Origin of the sequence: Sphaerotilus hippei, assembly GCF_003201595.1 — a bacterium.
Classification (GTDB): domain Bacteria; phylum Pseudomonadota; class Gammaproteobacteria; order Burkholderiales; family Burkholderiaceae_C; genus Sphaerotilus; species Sphaerotilus hippei.
The window spans coordinates 111,794-126,495 of record NZ_QJJS01000008.1 but is presented as its reverse complement, the minus strand read 5'-3'; the positions used below and the strand labels follow the sequence as shown (position 1 = coordinate 126,495).

The following is a 14,702-nucleotide window of genomic DNA, read 5'->3' as shown; positions in this document are numbered from 1 at the left end:
CTTTTCCTTTTCCTGATCAGACAGAGGGCTTCCATGCAAGCAGTCACCTCCGCTCCCGTTGCCGCCGCGTCCATCCCCTCGGACGCCAGCATCTCCAGCCCGGCTTCGGCCTCGGTCTACAACGGCTACCAGATCATCCGCCGCAACGGCGCGGTGGTGGCGTTCGAGCCGCACAAGATCGCCGTGGCGCTGATGAAGGCCTTCCTGGCCGTGCACGGCACCCAGGGTGCGGCCTCGGCCTCGGTGCGCGAGACGGTGGACGGCGTGACCGAAGCGGTGGTGCGGGCCCTGCTGCGCTCACGTCCGAGCGGTGGCAGCTTCCACATCGAGGACGTGCAGGATCAGGCCGAACTGGGCCTGATGCGTGGTGGCCACCATGACGTGGCGCGTGCCTACGTGCTCTACCGCGAGCGCCGCACCCAGGAGCGGGCCAGCCAGGGCCGTGCGCCCGCCGTCGCCGAGCCGGCGCTGACCGTGATCGACCGCGGCCAGCGCGTGCCGCTGGACCAGGCTCGCCTGGCCGCGCTGATCGAGGCGGCCTGTGCCGACCTGGGCAGCGACGTGCAGGCCGCCCCGGTGCTGGCCGAGACCCGCCGCAACCTGTACGACGGCGTGGCCATCGACGAGGTCTACAAGGCCGCCATCCTGGCCGCGCGCACGCTGATCGAGAAGGATCCGAGCTACACCCGCGTCACCGCACGCCTGTTGATGCACACCATCCGCCGCGAGGTGCTCGGCGAGGAGGTGAACCAGGGCGAGATGGCGACCCGCTACGCCGAGTACTTCCCGCAGTTCATCCGCAAGGGCGTGGACGCCGAGCTGCTCGACGACAAGCTGATGCAGTACGACCTGGCCCGCCTCGGTGCGGCGCTGAAGGCCGAGCGGGACCTGAACTTCGACTACCTGGGTCTGCAGACGCTGTACGACCGCTATTTCCTGCATGTGCGCAAGGCCCGCATCGAGATGCCGCAGGCCTTCTTCATGCGGGTGGCCATGGGCCTGGCGCTCAACGAGATCGACCGCGAGGCCCGTGCGATCGAGTTCTACGACGTGCTGTCGAGCTTCGACTTCATGTCGAGCACGCCCACGCTGTTCAACGCCGGCACGCGCCGCTCGCAGCTGTCGAGCTGCTACCTGACCACCGTGCCCGACGACCTCGACGGCATCTACGAGGCCATCAAGGACAACGCGCTGCTGAGCAAGTTCGCCGGCGGCCTGGGCAACGACTGGACGCCGGTGCGCGCGCTGGGCAGCCACATCAAGGGCACCAACGGCGAGAGCCAGGGCGTCGTGCCCTTCCTGAAGGTGGTCAACGACACGGCCGTGGCGGTCAACCAGGGCGGCAAGCGCAAGGGGGCGGTCTGCGCCTACCTGGAGAGCTGGCACCTGGACATCGAGGAGTTCCTGGAGCTGCGCAAGAACACCGGCGACGACCGCCGCCGCACCCACGACATGAACACCGCGAACTGGATTCCGGACCTGTTCATGCGCCGCGTGATGGAAGGCGGCGAGTGGACGCTGTTCTCGCCGTCGAACTGCCCGGACCTGCACGACCTGTTCGGCCAGGCCTTCGAGCGGGCCTACACCGCCTACGAGGCCAAGGCCGATCGTGGCGAGATCACGCACTTCAAGCGCATCCGTGCCGTCGACCTGTGGCGCAAGATGCTGTCGATGCTGTTCGAGACCGGCCACCCCTGGATCACCTTCAAGGACGCCTGCAACGTGCGCTCGCCGCAGCAGCACGTGGGCGTGGTGCACTCGTCGAACCTGTGCACCGAGATCACGCTGAACACCAACAGCAGCGAGATCGCCGTCTGCAACCTGGGCTCGGTCAACCTGGCCCAGCACCTGACCGACGGCCCGGACGGCAGCAAGGTGCTCGACACCACGAAGCTCAAGCGCACCGTGTCGACCGCGATGCGCATGCTCGACAACGTCATCGACATCAACTACTACGCCGTCAAGAAGGCGCGTGACTCCAACATGCGTCACCGCCCGGTCGGCCTGGGCCTGATGGGCTTCCAGGACGCGCTCTACCAGCTGCGCGTGCCCTACGCCTCGCCGGCCGCGGTGGAGTTCGCCGACCGTTCGATGGAAGCGATCTGCTACCACGCCTACTGGGCCTCGACCGACCTGGCCGCCGAGCGGGGCCGCTACCACTCCTACCGCGGCTCGCTGTGGGATCAGGGCATCCTGCCGCTGGACTCGCTGCGCCTGCTGGCCGAGCACCGTGGCGGCCATGTCGAGGTCGACACGACCGCGACGCTGGACTGGGACGCGCTGCGCGCGCGCATCGCCGAACACGGCATGCGCAACAGCAACTGCGTGGCCATCGCACCGACGGCGACCATCTCCAACATCATCGGCGTGGACGCCTCGATCGAGCCCTGCTTCGGCAACCTGTCGGTCAAGTCCAACCTGTCGGGCGAGTTCACCGTCATCAACGAATACCTCGTGCGTGACCTGAAGGCGCTGGGCCTGTGGGACGACATCATGGTCATGGACCTCAAGCACTTCGATGGTTCGCTGCGCCGCATCGACCGCGTGCCCGACGAGCTCAAGCGCCTCTACGCCACCGCCTTCGAGGTCGAGCCGGTGTGGCTGGTCGAGGCCGCCGCACGTCGCCAGAAGTGGATCGACCAGGCCCAGAGCCTGAACATCTACATGGCCGGCGCCTCGGGCAAGAAGCTCGACGAGACCTACAAGCTGGCGTGGCTGCGTGGCCTGAAGACCACCTACTACCTGCGCACGATGGGCGCGACCCACGCCGAGAAGTCCACCGTCAAGGCTGGCGCGCTCAACGCGGTGTCCTCGGGTGCGTCCGCCTACGTGGCGGCTGCCCCGGTGGCCGAAGCGGCCGAGCCGGCCACCGACGTGAAGTTCTGCTCCATCGACGACCCGACCTGCGAAGCCTGCCAGTGAAGGCCGGCCGCGGGAACATGTGTTCCAGCATGGGCACGGGCTGCCCCCTGATGGAACATGTGTGATCAAAGGGGTGCGGCAACGTGCCGTACCCCCTTGTTTCGCGTTGAAAAAGAGCAACGAACAACGATAATGATCGATGAACGGTCACAGACCGCGAGAAAAAAATGCTGAGCTTCGAAGACGACCTTCCCCTGCAAGCCGAACCTGCAGTCTCCCCTGTTGCCAAGCCGTCCTCGGCTGCAGCCACGCCAGCTTCGGGATCGGCTCCTCAGCGCCGGGTCAATGCCGCCGACAAGCGCATCATCAACGGCCAGACCGACGTCAACCAGCTGGTGCCGTTCAAGTACAAGTGGGCCTGGGAAAAGTACCTCGCCACCTGCTCGAACCACTGGATGCCGCAGGAGATCAACATGAGCCGCGACATCGCGCTCTGGAAGGATCCCAACGGCCTGACCGACGACGAGCGCCGCATCATCAAGCGCAACCTCGGCTTCTTCACGACCGCCGACTCGCTGGCCGCCAACAACATCGTGCTGGGCACCTACCGCCACATCACGGCGCCCGAATGCCGCCAGTTCCTGCTGCGCCAAGCGTTTGAAGAAGCGATCCACACCCACGCCTACCAGTACATCGTCGAGTCGCTGGGCCTGGACGAGAGCGAGATCTTCAACGCCTACAACGAGGTGAAGTCGATCCGTGACAAGGACGAGTTCCTGATCCCCTTCATCGAGGCGATCATGGACCCGCACTTCCACACCGGCACGCCTGCCAACGACCAGACGCTGCTGAAGTCGCTGATCGTCTTCGCCTGCCTGATGGAAGGCCTGTTCTTCTACGTCGGCTTCACGCAGATCCTGGCGCTGGGCCGCCAGAACAAGATGACCGGTGCCGCCGAGCAGTACCAGTACATCCTGCGTGACGAGTCGATGCACTGCAACTTCGGCATCGACCTGATCAACGCCATCAAGCTCGAGAACCCGCACCTGTGGACGGCCGAGTTCAAGGCCGAGATCAAGGGCCTGTTCGAACGAGCGGTCGAGCTCGAATACCGTTACGCCGAGGACACCATGCCGCGTGGCGTGCTGGGCCTGAATGCCGCGATGTTCAAGGGCTACCTGCGCTACATCGCCAACCGGCGTGCCACGCAGATCGGACTCGACGAGCTGTTCCCGAACGAGGAAAACCCGTTCCCGTGGATGAGCGAGATGATCGACCTGAAGAAGGAGCGCAATTTCTTCGAGACCCGTGTCATCGAATACCAGACCGGTGGGGCGCTGTCCTGGGACTGAGGTCCTGATGGCTGCGGTGTCTCCTGTCGGTTCGATGAGCGGGGTTGTCCCCTGTGCAATGTGGGCTGCAGCGGCGAAAGTCGTTGCAGCCTTTCCCGTGTTCACGGTGCCCGAGCGTTACTCCAGGACAGTCTCGCGGACCGTGATGCATCCCGACCGACGGTGGGCCGGGATGTGTAGTCAACTTGATCAAGGAGAACCGTGATGGCAACTGCAAAGAAGGCTGCGGCCAAGAAGGCCCCCGCCAAGAAGGCGGCAGCACCCAAGTCCGCTGTGAAGGCCGCCGAGAAGGTGGAAGTCGTTGCGGCCAAGAAGGCCCCGGCGAAGAAGGCCGCCACGCCCAAGCCGGCCGTGAAGGCCGCTGAAAAGGCCGCTGCGCCGGTCGTGCCGGCCAAGAAGGTCGTGGCCAAGAAGGCCGCGCCGAAGCCGGTGGTGAAGGCGGTCGCCAAGGAAGAGCCGGTGGCGGTCAAGGCTGCAGCCAAGAAGGCGCCGGCCAAGAAGGCCGTGGCCAAGACCGTCGCCGCGGCGCCGAAGCCGGCCGTGAAGGCGGCTGAAAAGGCCGTCGTGCCGGCCAAGAAGGCCCCCGCGAAGAAGGCTGCCGCACCCAAGCCGGCCGCGAAGGCCGTGGTCAAGGCCGAGCCCGTCGCCGCACCCGCAGCACCCAAGGCCGCAGCACCCAAGGCCGCAGCGAAGAAGGCCCCGGCCAAGAAGGCCGCCACGCCCAAGCCCGCCGCCAAGGGCGCGGTGAAGACGGCGCCGGCCAAGAAGGCGGCAGCGAAGAAGACCGCGGCATCGAGCACCACGGCCAAGACCACGCTGAGCCCGCAGGCCGCCTGGCCCTTCCCGACCGGCGAGAAGCCCTGAGTCCCGGGCTTGCGGGCCCGCGTCACTTTGCAGGTTCAAGGCCCGGCCATGCCGGGCCTTTTCATTGGGGGCTCACAGGTCCTCGATCAGTGCCGGCGGCAGCTGGTGGTTCTGCGGGCCGTGGCAGGCGATCTTGATCGCGCCCAGGCGGTTGCCCAGGCTCACGCAGCGATCCAGTGCCCAGCCGCGTTCCAGGCCGAACAGCAGGCCGGCGCGGAAGGCGTCGCCGCAGCCGGTCGGATCGAGCACGGCCGAGGCCGGCACGCCGTCGATGCGGCGCACCTCGCCCTGGATCCACAGGTCGCAGCCTTCGGCGCCGAGCGTGACGATCACCGCCTTCAGGTGCGAACGCGACAGCGTGGCCAGGTCGGTGCCCATGCGCTCGCACAGCATGCGGGCCTCGTAGTCGTTCACCGTGACCCAGGTGGCCTGGTCGACGAAGGCACGCAGCTCCTCCCCGTCGAACATCGGCAGGCCCTGGCCCGGATCGAAGACGAAAGGCACGCCGGCCTGCTGCAACTGCGCGGCGTGGCGCAGCATCGCGTCGCGGCCGTCGGGGGCGATGATGGCCACGGCCAGGTCCTTGCCGTCCTGCGGCACGTCGATCTGTCCGGCGTGCGACATCGCGCCCGGGTGGAATGCGGTGATCTGGTTGTTGTCCTGGTCGGTGATGATGTGCGCCTGGGCGGTGTAGCTGTCCTCGACCTGCAGCACGTGGCGCACGTCGATGCCCTGCTGCCGCATGCGGGCCAGGTACTTGTCGCCGTCCTCGCCCAGCGCGGCCATCACGCGCGGCTCGCCGCCCAGCGCCTTCAGGGTGTAGGCGATGTTGCCGGCGCAGCCGCCGAACTCGCGGCGCAGCGTGGGCACCAGGAACGAGACGTTCAGGATGTGGATCTGCTCGGGCAGGATCTGCTGGGCAAAACGGCCGTTGAAGTTGGCGATGGTGTCAAAGGCGAGCGAGCCACAGATCAGTGCGGGCATGGTGTTTCCGTTCGAGGGGGGCGCAGGCAACGGGGGTCGATGCTGCTGTCGGCCGTGATTGTGCTTGCGCGCGCGCGCCCGGTGGCGCCGAAGCGGGCCCTGCCGGGCCGGGGCGGGCAAAAAAGAAGGGGAGCGGGACGCTGAGCCGGGTGCTCGCTCTCAAAACCCGGGGCGCCCGCTCCCCTGGGACCTCACCGGATCCCGAAGACCTCTCCTGGAGGAGTCGCCAGAGAAGTTCCTTGCCGCTCCCCGGACCGGTCGATCCGGGGCGTGGGTGAGTGCGGACGCGACCGTCGCGTCCGGGGTCGGCCCGTCGGGTGTCGCCCGGGCCGGCTTGTTCATCGTGGCTGCGTGACCTTCGGCGCGTCGCTCTCGCTGTCCGACGCGGCCATCGCGCTCATCGCCAGCACGACGGCCAGTGCTGCGACCCATTCCGCCAAACCGATCTTCATCGTGTGTCTCCCGTCCAGGTGCCGGGCGGGTGGACCGTCGGATCGATCGGTCCTGCAGCCGGCATGCACCTGTTGCATCATGCAGCGCCCGGACCGGGTCGCCGGGCGCTCAGGTGTGACGGTTGGCAACGGCTGTGTCAGCGCGATGCGATGGCCGCGTGCAGGAAGGCGTCGTTGCCGCTCTGGTCGGCGGCGGCGAAGCTGCCCAGTGCCACCACCACCGCCACCGCGGCCAGCCAATCGCTCCAGCGAGTCTTCATGTCAGGTTCTCCCTCAGGTCATTTGTCGATGGCCTGATGGTGCCGGCGCCGCGGTCGGGTGTTCCGCGGAACAGGACCGTGGCGGTACCCCTGTTCAGATCGGGGCGATCCGACCGTGAATCACGCCACGTTCCTGCGCCAGCCCCGCGGGATCGAGGCCAGCAGCTGGCGGGTGTAGTCTTCACGCGGCTCGCCCAGCAACTGCTGCGTGGCGGCCTGTTCGACGACCCGGCCCTGCTGCATCACCAGCACCTCGTCGGCCATGAAACGCACCACCGCGAGGTCGTGGCTGATGAAGACGTAGGCCAGGCCGAGCTCGTCCTGCAGGTCCTTGAGCAGGTTGAGCACCTGCGCCTGCACCGACACGTCCAGCGCCGAGACCGCCTCGTCGAGCACCAGCACCCGCGGCGACAGCGTCAGCGCCCGGGCGATGGCGATGCGCTGGCGCTGGCCGCCCGAAAACTCGTGCGGATGGCGCGACAGCGCCTGCGCGTCCAGGCCGACCCGTTCGAGCAGGCGCAGCGCGATCTCGCCGCGCGCCGCGTCGTCGGCGCCGATGCGGTGGATGCGCAGCGGCTCCAGCAGCGTCTCGCCGATGGTGTGGCGCGGGTTCAGCGAGGCGTAGGGGTTCTGGAACACGATCTGGATCTGCCGGCGCAGCGCCTGGCGTGCGGCACCGCGCAGCCCGACGACGGGCTGGCCATCGAGCAGCACGTCGCCGGCGGTGGGGGCGTGCAGCCCCAGCAGCATCAGGCCCAGCGTGGTCTTGCCGGAGCCGGATTCACCGACGACACCCAGCGTGTGGCCACGCTGCAGCGTGAAGCCCACCGACTGCACCGCCTGGAACTCGCGCCGCAGCCACAGTCCTTCCCGGAAGGAGAAGGACTTGGCCAGTCCGCGGGCCTCCAGCACCACCGGTGCCTGAGGGTCCTTGGCCGGCGCCAGGCGCAGCGGCGGCGGGTGCTTCGACGCGTCCGCGGCCATCTGGTCGTCGACCACCGGCAGGCGTGCCGGCTGCAGCCGGGTCAGCAGCGGCCGGCACGACAGCAGGGCCCGGGTGTACGGGTCCTGCGGCAGCGTGAACAGGCGCCGCACCGAGCCCTGTTCCCGCACCAGCCCCTGGCGCATCACGACGACCTGGTCGGCGATCTCGCCCACCACGCCCAGGTCGTGGCTGATGAAGATCATGCCCATGCGGTGGCGGGCCTGCAGGCGCTGCAGCAGCTCCAGGATCTGGCGCTGGATGGTCACGTCCAGCGCGGTGGTCGGCTCGTCGGCGATCAGCAGCTTGGGCTTGCAGGCCAGCGCCATCGCGATCATCACGCGCTGCTGCTGGCCGCCCGACAGCTCGTGGGCGTAGGCCGCCAGCCGCCGCCGCGGCTCGGGCATGCCGACCTCCTCGAGCAGCTCCTCGGCCCGGGCCCGGGCGGCCTGGCGGCCCATGCCCAGGTGGCCGGTCAGCGGCTCGCACAGCTGCTCGCCCACCGTCAGCACCGGGTTGAGCGAGCTCATCGGGTCCTGGAAGACGCAGGCGATCTCGCGTCCGCGCAGCGCCCGCATCTCCTGCGGACCCGCGCGCAGCAGGTCGCGGCCCTGGAAGAGGATGTGGCCGCGGCGCCGGGCGTTGTCGGGCAGCAGGTTCAGGATGGACATGGCCGTCACGCTCTTGCCCGAGCCCGACTCGCCCACCAGCGCGACGGTGCTGTTCTCGGCCACGTTGAAGCTCACGCCGCGGTGGCCACGTCCGACGGCCTCGTGGTACCGGGTCTCGCCGTCGATGCGGCCGGTGCGGAAGTCGACCTGCAGGTCCTGGATGCTCAGCAGCATGGCTCAGTGCTCCAGTCCGCGCAGCTTGGGGTCGAGCGCATCACGCAGCGCATCGGTCATCAGCGAGAAGGCGGTGACGAAGACGGCCATCATCGTGGTGGCCGTCGCGAGCTGCCACCAGTGGCCCATGATCAGCTCGCTCTGCGCCTCGGCCAGCATCGTGCCCCAGCTGACCTGGTCGACGCTGACGCCCAGGCCCAGGTAGGACAGGATGACCTCGTACTTGATGAAGCCCACCACGTGGATGGACAGCTGCACCAGCACGACGTGGCTGACGTTGGGCAGGATGTGGCCGAACATGCGCGAGCGCCGGCTCGCCCCGATGGCCTCGGCCGCCCGCACGTAGTCGCGCGAGGCGTGTTTCATGAACTCGGCGCGCACCAGGCGGTAGATGCCGGTCCAGCCCGTCAGGCCCAGGATCAGCACCACGCCGCCCACGCCACGCCCGGTCACCGCGGCAAAGGCGAAGATCAGCAGGATGCCGGGGATGGACGTGAAGACGTTGTAGAGCCACTCGAGCGCATCGCCGACCCGTCCGCCCAGGAAACCCGCACAGGCGCCCAGCACCGTGCCGATCAGCGCGGCCAGCGTGGCGGCCAGCAGGCCGACGGTGATCGAGATCTGCGTGCCCTGGATGGCCTTGGCGAGCACGTCGCGGCCGAGCCGGTCGGCGCCCATCGGCAGGTGGGTGGCCAGCGTGGCCCGGCTGTCGCTGCCGCGCGCTGCCAGCGCCTGCCATTCGGCGTAGCGCGGCGCCAGCGGGTCGACGTCGCTCAGGTCGACCAGCGGGCCGGCCGGGGGGCCGGCGACCGCGGCGGCCGGCCCGGCCGCGCCGCCGATCCAGGTCGGAGGGGCCCAGGACACGGCCTTCTCGGCCTGCCAGTCGCGGCCCAGCAGACCGGCCACGACCGCGAGCAGCAGCAGCACGTAGGCCAGCACGACGACCAGCGCGCCCATGCCCACGCGGTCCTGCCGCAGGCGCATCCAGGCGGTCGACCACACGCCGCGCGATCGGCGGGTCCAGTGGTGGCGCGTGTCCGGTGTCGCGCTCATTTCAGCACCACCCGGGGATCGACCCATTGGTAGAGCAGGTCAGTCAGCAGGTTGATGCCCATCGTCAGCACGGCCAGGTAGATCGTGACGGCCTGGATCACCGGGTAGTCGCTGCGGTTGACCGCCAGCATCACCTCGCGGCCCAGGCCGGGAATGGAGAAGAACACCTCGATCAGGAAGGAGCCGACGAAGACGCCGGGCAGCTGCACGCCGATGTTGGTGAGGATGGGGATGAGCGCGTTGCGCAGCACGTGGCGCAGCAGGATGCGCCGCTCGGTCAGCCCCTTGGCGCGGGCGGTGCGCACGTAGTCGTGGCCGATCTCGTCGAGGAAGAAGCTGCGGTAGAGCCGCGTCTGCGGCGACACGCCCACCAGCACTGCCAGCAGCACCGGCAGCGGGGCGTAGGTCGTCAGGTTGGTCCAGGTGCTCGAGGACCAGCCCTGCACCGGAAACCAGCCGAGCTGGAAGGCGAACAGCCACTGGCCGACGATGACGTAGACGAGGAAGCTGATCGACAGCGCCACCGTGGTCAGCACCATGATCGTGCGGTCGGTCAGGGAGCCGCGCACCGCCGCCACGGCCAGCGCCAGCGGAATGGCCAGCAGCGCATCGAGCACCAGGATGGGCAGCATCACCGTCAGCGTGGCCGGCAGGCGGCTGGCGAACAGGTCGGCGATCGATTCATGCGTCGCCCAGGACTGGCCCCAGTCGAAGGTGACGATGCGCATCACGAACAGGCCCAGCTGCTCCCACACCGGCCGGTTCAGGCCGAGCTGTTCGCGGATCTGCTCGATCTGCCGGTCCGACGCATCCAGGCCGCCCAGGATCTCGGCCGGATCACCGCCGAAGGACTTGAACAGGAAAAAGACCAGCAGCACGACCCCCGACAGGGTCGGGATCATCTGCCAGAGTCGACGGATCAGGTAGGCGGCCATGGAAGCTTGCGTGTCCCGACCGGCAGCCGATGCCAGTCCCGGGAAGTCGGCCACAGTCTAGTGGCCACGGCCGCCGCGGCGGCCCTCGCATCGGTGCCGATCGACGTGACAGCCCTCTGGAGCCGGGTGAGCGTCGGCCGGCCGCGACACCCGGGACGCTTCAGCGCGGATCGGCGGCCGGATCCGTGGCCGGTCCGACCCACAGCTGGCGCCAGCCTTCGGGGCCCAGGCGCTGCAGCGTCTCGATGTTGCGCTCGTAGATCTCGTCCGGATCGGCCAGGCTGTCGATGGCCGCCTCGATGCTGCTTTCGCGCAGCAGGTGCAGCGTCGGGTAGGGCGAGCGGTTGGTGCAGTTGGCGACATCGTCCGGATCGCTGTCGGCGAACTGGTAGTCGGGGTGGAAGCTGGCGACCTGCAGCACCCCCTCCAGGCCGAGCGCCTCGATCGTGCCGTCGGCGATGTCGAGGAAATCGTTGAAGTCGAGGAAGTCGCCCATCACCCGCGGGTGGATCAGCAGCGTGGTCTCGACCACGGCCGGATCGGTGTCGGCCAGGCGCTGCAGCTCGTCCTGCAGCTGGGCCTGCAGGCCTTCGGCGTCGGTGGCGTCGCTGACGACCCAGCGGATCTGGCGCTTGACCTGCACGGCCTTGGCGAAGGGGCACAGGTTCAGGCCGATCACGGCCTGGAGCAGCCATTGTTCGGTGGCGGCGATCACGTCGGCCGCGGCGGGGGTCGAGGAGGGGGCGTTCATGGGCTCGAGTATCCACGCCCGGCGAGCCTGAACCCAAACTGAAACAACTTGTATTTCTTGTGACGCCTGCCGAGGCGCCGAGGGCACCGTGGCATCGACATGTAACCGACCGGTCATATGTCACGGATCGGTCGATGGGAGCGGCTAACCTGATTCCAGACAGGAGATCCGCGGTGGCGGAGGAGAACAGAGATGCCCAGGCAAGATCCCGAATTCCGGCTCGATGCAGATGACCTTGATGGTGATCGCGGCCGACGTTCGCTCAGCTGGCAGCAGGCGCTGCGCAGCCCGAGTGCCTGGGTGCGTGCGCTGCTGGTCTGCCTGACGCTGCCGGCCGTCGTGCTGGCCAGCGTGGCCGTGATGGCCCTGTGGCTGCTCAGCCTGCCGCTGGCCCTGCTCACGGGCGCACGGGTGATGTCCCGTCCGCCCGTGCCGCATCACCTGATGGGCCGCCGCCTCCGGCGTGCCGAGCGCGACACGCTGGAGCGGCCGCGACGCCTCACTGCTTGACGGCTTCGACCTGGATCAGCAGCTTGACGGCATCGGGGATGCCGTAGGTCAGGCCGTAGTTGATGCCCCACTGGCTGCGCTGGATCGTGGTCTCGAAGTCGCCGCCGCACACTTCACGCTTGAGCATCGGGTTCTCGTAGCAGTTGAAGCTGTTGGCCTTCAGCGTGACGGCGTTGGTCTTGCCCAGCATCGTCAGCGAACCCGTGACCTCGCTCACCTTGTCGCCGTCGAACACGAACTTGTCGGCCACGAACTTGGCGGTCGGGAAGGTGGCGGCGTTGAAGAAGTCCGCGCTCTTGAGGTGGGTGTCGAACTGTGCGAGGCCGGTGCTGATCGAGCCCGTTTCCAGCGTCAGGTCCACCTTGCCGGTCTTGGCGGCGCGGTCGAACTCGACGCTGCCGCTCTTCTTGTCGAAACGACCGCGGTTGGTCGAGGTGCCGAAGTGCTTGGCCTCGAAGGTCACGTAGGTGTGCGTCGGGTCGATCGCGTAGGTCGCGGCCTGGGCAGCGCCGGCAGCGGCGAACAGGGTCGGCACGAGGGCCAGCAGGAGGGCTTTTTTCATGGACGGATCCTTGGGTTGGTCAGGGTCGGGAAATCGGAAGGAAACCGGCGTGGTGCTCAGCGAGCGGCCACGCCCTGAAGCTGCAGCTTGAACTTCACCTGCACGTCGTTGGCGACGATGGACGTGTCGGTCCAGTCGCCGTCACCGATCTTGAAATCGAGGCGTTTCATCGCGAAGCCGCCGGTGGCGATGCTCTGCTGGGCGCCGGCCGCGGCCAGCGTCACCGGCACGACCACGTCACGGCTCTGGCCCTTGATGGTCAGCTTGCCGGTGACGTCGAACTTGTTGGGGCCGCTGGCCTTGATGGCCGTGCTCTGGAAGGTGGCACGCGGAAACTTCGCGGTGTTGAACCACTCGGCCTTGACCAGCTCGGCCTCGGTCTCGGCCGAGCCCAGCCTGGCGCTGCCCAGGTCGATCGAGAAGCTCACCTTGCCGGTCTCGGGCTTGGCGGGGTCGAACGCCATCTGGGCGTCGAACTTGCCGAACTGGCCTTGCAGCGGCACGCCCATCTGCTTGGCGGTGAAGCCGATCTCGCTCTTGGCGAGATCGACGGCCTGGCCGGCCGCCGAGGCGGCGAAGGGCAGGGTCGACACGGTCAGGGCGGCCGTGAGGGCCAGGGCGAGGGTGTGCTTGCTCATGCGGTGGACTCCGGTTGGGCGTGGAGGCGGGACGGTTCAGTCGGCACGGCCGATGCCGATGCGTGCCAGCAGCCGGTCCCGGTCGATCAGCTGGTGTTTCAGTGCGGCGCCGATGTGCAGCAGAATCAGCGCGGCCAGGGCCTTGGCGGTGATCTCGTGCAGCGGCTTGATCAGCTCGGCCAGGGCCTTGTCGGCGGGCACGAAGTCAGGCAGCGGCAGCACGCCGAACCAGACGATCGGGAAGCCGGCGGCCGAGCTGTAGGCCCAGCCCGTCAGCGGGATGGCAAAGAACAGCAGGTACATCAGGTGGTGCGTGCCGTGGTGGGCAGCGCGCTGCCAGGCCGGCATCGCCGCGTTGATGGCCGCGGGCAGGGCCGGCGGGCGGTGCGTCAGGCGCCACAGCAGGCGGGCGGCCGACAGCAGCAGGATCGTGACCCCGGCCCACTTGTGCCAGTTGTAGAGCTTCAGGCGCGTCATCGAGAACGGCAGATCGGCCATGTACAGACCCAGCCCCAGCGAGGCGATGATCAGCAGCGCCAGCAGCCAGTGCAGGGCGATGGCCACGGTGTTGTAGCGGCTGGCGGGGATCGGGGCAGGTGAAGTGGTCATGTCGGCCAAGCGTCATTCGGTGAACCGGACTTTAAGAGCCGGTGGGCGGCGGCAGGTTCACCGGGCTTGTCGCCGGCGTTGTAAATCTCTGAACGCTCGACCCGCTCAAGGGCGCGGCGGCTGCCAGCGCAGGGCGTCGAGGCCCTCGAGGTCCTCGGCGCACAGCCCGGCCGCGTCGAGCAGTCGGTGGCGCTGCGCGAAGTCGAGCGTGGCCAGTGCCGCGTCCACGGTCATGCGGCCGTCACGGGCCGCCTCGAGGGCCTCGGCGATCGGCAGCAGGTGGAAGCGGGCGACCTCGCCGTCCTGGTTGACCGGCTGCAGCCCGGCGGGCAGCTCCAGGTCGTGCACATGCAGGTGTTCGCGCTGCAGTCCTTCCGGCCGGTCACGCAGCAGCTCCAGCACGCTGCCAGTGCGGACCCGCTGAAGCTGGGCGGGGTGCAGGCCGGCCTCTTCCCAGGCCTCGCGCAGCAGCGCCTGGGCGGGCGTCTGACCGTCGGGCACGCCGGCGCCGATCAGGTTGTCGAGCCGACCGGGATCGACCGCCTTGTCGGCGGCCCGTTCACCGATCCACAGCGCTACCGGGCGGGCATCGGCATCGGCCACGTAGCCGTTGCAGTGGGCGCCGAAGGTCAGCGTGCCCCAGAAGCGCGCGCTGGCCCGCTCGATCCGGGTCAGTGCCGGGGGACCGCCCGCGTGGGTGGGCAGCGCATCGAGCGCCTGGACCGGGAACAGCTCGTCGCGCCAGCCCTCGATCAGCCCCTGCCGGCGCAGGTCGGCGGCGAGGCGGGCGAGCAGCGCCTGCCGGACATCGGCCTGTGCACCGGCATCGAGCAGCAGGCCGCCGTCATGGACCGAGCACCGGGCACCGAGCCCGGACCAGCCGGCCCAGTGCAGCACCGGCGCCCGGTGCCGGTGTGCCACGCTGCCCACCGGCACGGGTCGGCCCCGGTCCAGCAGGAACAGCGGCTGCCGGGACGTCGGATCATGGGCCCGGGCCGCGTGCAGCAGGTCCCGGATCCGACCTGCGTCCGCCGGCATGGCCA

14 protein-coding genes are annotated in these 14,702 nt (G+C 68.6%); 4 read left to right on the top strand and 10 right to left on the bottom strand.

The features are described from left to right. Positions 1-33: 33 nt before the first annotated feature. The 3 genes from C7444_RS10510 (at position 34) to C7444_RS10500 (ending at position 5,078) form a co-directional block, all read left to right on the top strand. Positions 34-2,922, top strand: a complete 2,889-nt coding sequence (locus tag C7444_RS10510) for a ribonucleoside-diphosphate reductase subunit alpha (RefSeq protein WP_110400807.1) — start codon at positions 34-36, stop codon at positions 2,920-2,922. Between the two features lie 167 nt (positions 2,923-3,089). Further along, the gene (locus C7444_RS10505; RefSeq protein WP_110400806.1) at positions 3,090-4,214 is read left to right on the top strand and encodes a ribonucleotide-diphosphate reductase subunit beta; all 1,125 of its coding nucleotides are present in this window, start codon (positions 3,090-3,092) and stop codon (positions 4,212-4,214) included. A 204-nt stretch (positions 4,215-4,418) separates the two neighbouring features. Next, positions 4,419-5,078 (top strand): histone, encoded by a 660-nt coding sequence (locus C7444_RS10500; RefSeq protein ID WP_110400805.1) that lies wholly within the window; start codon positions 4,419-4,421, stop codon positions 5,076-5,078. 72 nt (positions 5,079-5,150) lie between these two features. Here C7444_RS10500 and C7444_RS10495 read toward each other — a convergent pair whose 3' ends face one another. The 6 genes from C7444_RS10495 to C7444_RS10475 form a co-directional block, all read right to left on the bottom strand. Further along, the gene (locus tag C7444_RS10495) at positions 5,151-6,062 is read right to left on the bottom strand and encodes a carbohydrate kinase family protein (RefSeq protein WP_110400804.1); all 912 of its coding nucleotides are present in this window, start codon (positions 6,060-6,062) and stop codon (positions 5,151-5,153) included. Between the two features lie 589 nt (positions 6,063-6,651). Next, positions 6,652-6,774, bottom strand: coding sequence for a hypothetical protein (locus C7444_RS20785; RefSeq protein ID WP_259372555.1), 123 nt, complete (start codon positions 6,772-6,774; stop codon positions 6,652-6,654). Positions 6,775-6,894: 120 nt separating this feature from the next. Beyond that, entirely contained in the window at positions 6,895-8,601 is a 1,707-nt protein-coding gene (locus C7444_RS10490) for an ABC transporter ATP-binding protein (RefSeq protein ID WP_110400803.1), read from the bottom strand. A 3-nt stretch (positions 8,602-8,604) separates the two neighbouring features. Next, positions 8,605-9,654 (bottom strand): ABC transporter permease, encoded by a 1,050-nt coding sequence (locus C7444_RS10485; protein WP_110400802.1) that lies wholly within the window; start codon positions 9,652-9,654, stop codon positions 8,605-8,607. After that, a complete protein-coding gene (locus C7444_RS10480) occupies positions 9,651-10,589 on the bottom strand; it encodes an ABC transporter permease (protein WP_110400801.1) in 939 nt (312 codons plus the stop codon). The genes C7444_RS10485 and C7444_RS10480 overlap by 4 nt, the downstream gene beginning before the upstream one ends. A gap of 160 nt (positions 10,590-10,749) precedes the next feature. Beyond that, positions 10,750-11,340: a DUF1415 domain-containing protein gene (locus C7444_RS10475; RefSeq protein ID WP_110400800.1), complete on the bottom strand. Its 591-nt coding sequence runs from the start codon at positions 11,338-11,340 to the stop codon at positions 10,750-10,752. A 192-nt stretch (positions 11,341-11,532) separates the two neighbouring features. Between C7444_RS10475 and C7444_RS10470 the strand changes: the two genes are divergently transcribed. Further along, the gene (locus tag C7444_RS10470; RefSeq protein ID WP_110400799.1) at positions 11,533-11,850 is read left to right on the top strand and encodes a hypothetical protein; all 318 of its coding nucleotides are present in this window, start codon (positions 11,533-11,535) and stop codon (positions 11,848-11,850) included. On the opposite strand, the gene C7444_RS10465 is transcribed toward C7444_RS10470, so the two are convergent. The 4 genes from C7444_RS10465 to C7444_RS10450 form a co-directional block, all read right to left on the bottom strand. Beyond that, positions 11,840-12,412, bottom strand: coding sequence for a YceI family protein (locus C7444_RS10465; RefSeq protein ID WP_110400798.1), 573 nt, complete (start codon positions 12,410-12,412; stop codon positions 11,840-11,842). The two genes, C7444_RS10470 and C7444_RS10465, sit on opposite strands and share 11 nt — an antisense overlap. A gap of 56 nt (positions 12,413-12,468) precedes the next feature. Next, positions 12,469-13,050, bottom strand: a complete 582-nt coding sequence (locus C7444_RS10460; protein WP_110400797.1) for a YceI family protein — start codon at positions 13,048-13,050, stop codon at positions 12,469-12,471. A gap of 36 nt (positions 13,051-13,086) precedes the next feature. Beyond that, the gene (locus C7444_RS10455; protein ID WP_110400796.1) at positions 13,087-13,659 is read right to left on the bottom strand and encodes a cytochrome b; all 573 of its coding nucleotides are present in this window, start codon (positions 13,657-13,659) and stop codon (positions 13,087-13,089) included. A 105-nt stretch (positions 13,660-13,764) separates the two neighbouring features. Next, on the bottom strand, positions 13,765-14,697 hold the full coding sequence (locus C7444_RS10450; RefSeq protein WP_110400870.1) for an NUDIX hydrolase: 933 nt from the start codon (positions 14,695-14,697) through the stop codon (positions 13,765-13,767). Positions 14,698-14,702 lie beyond the last annotated feature (5 nt).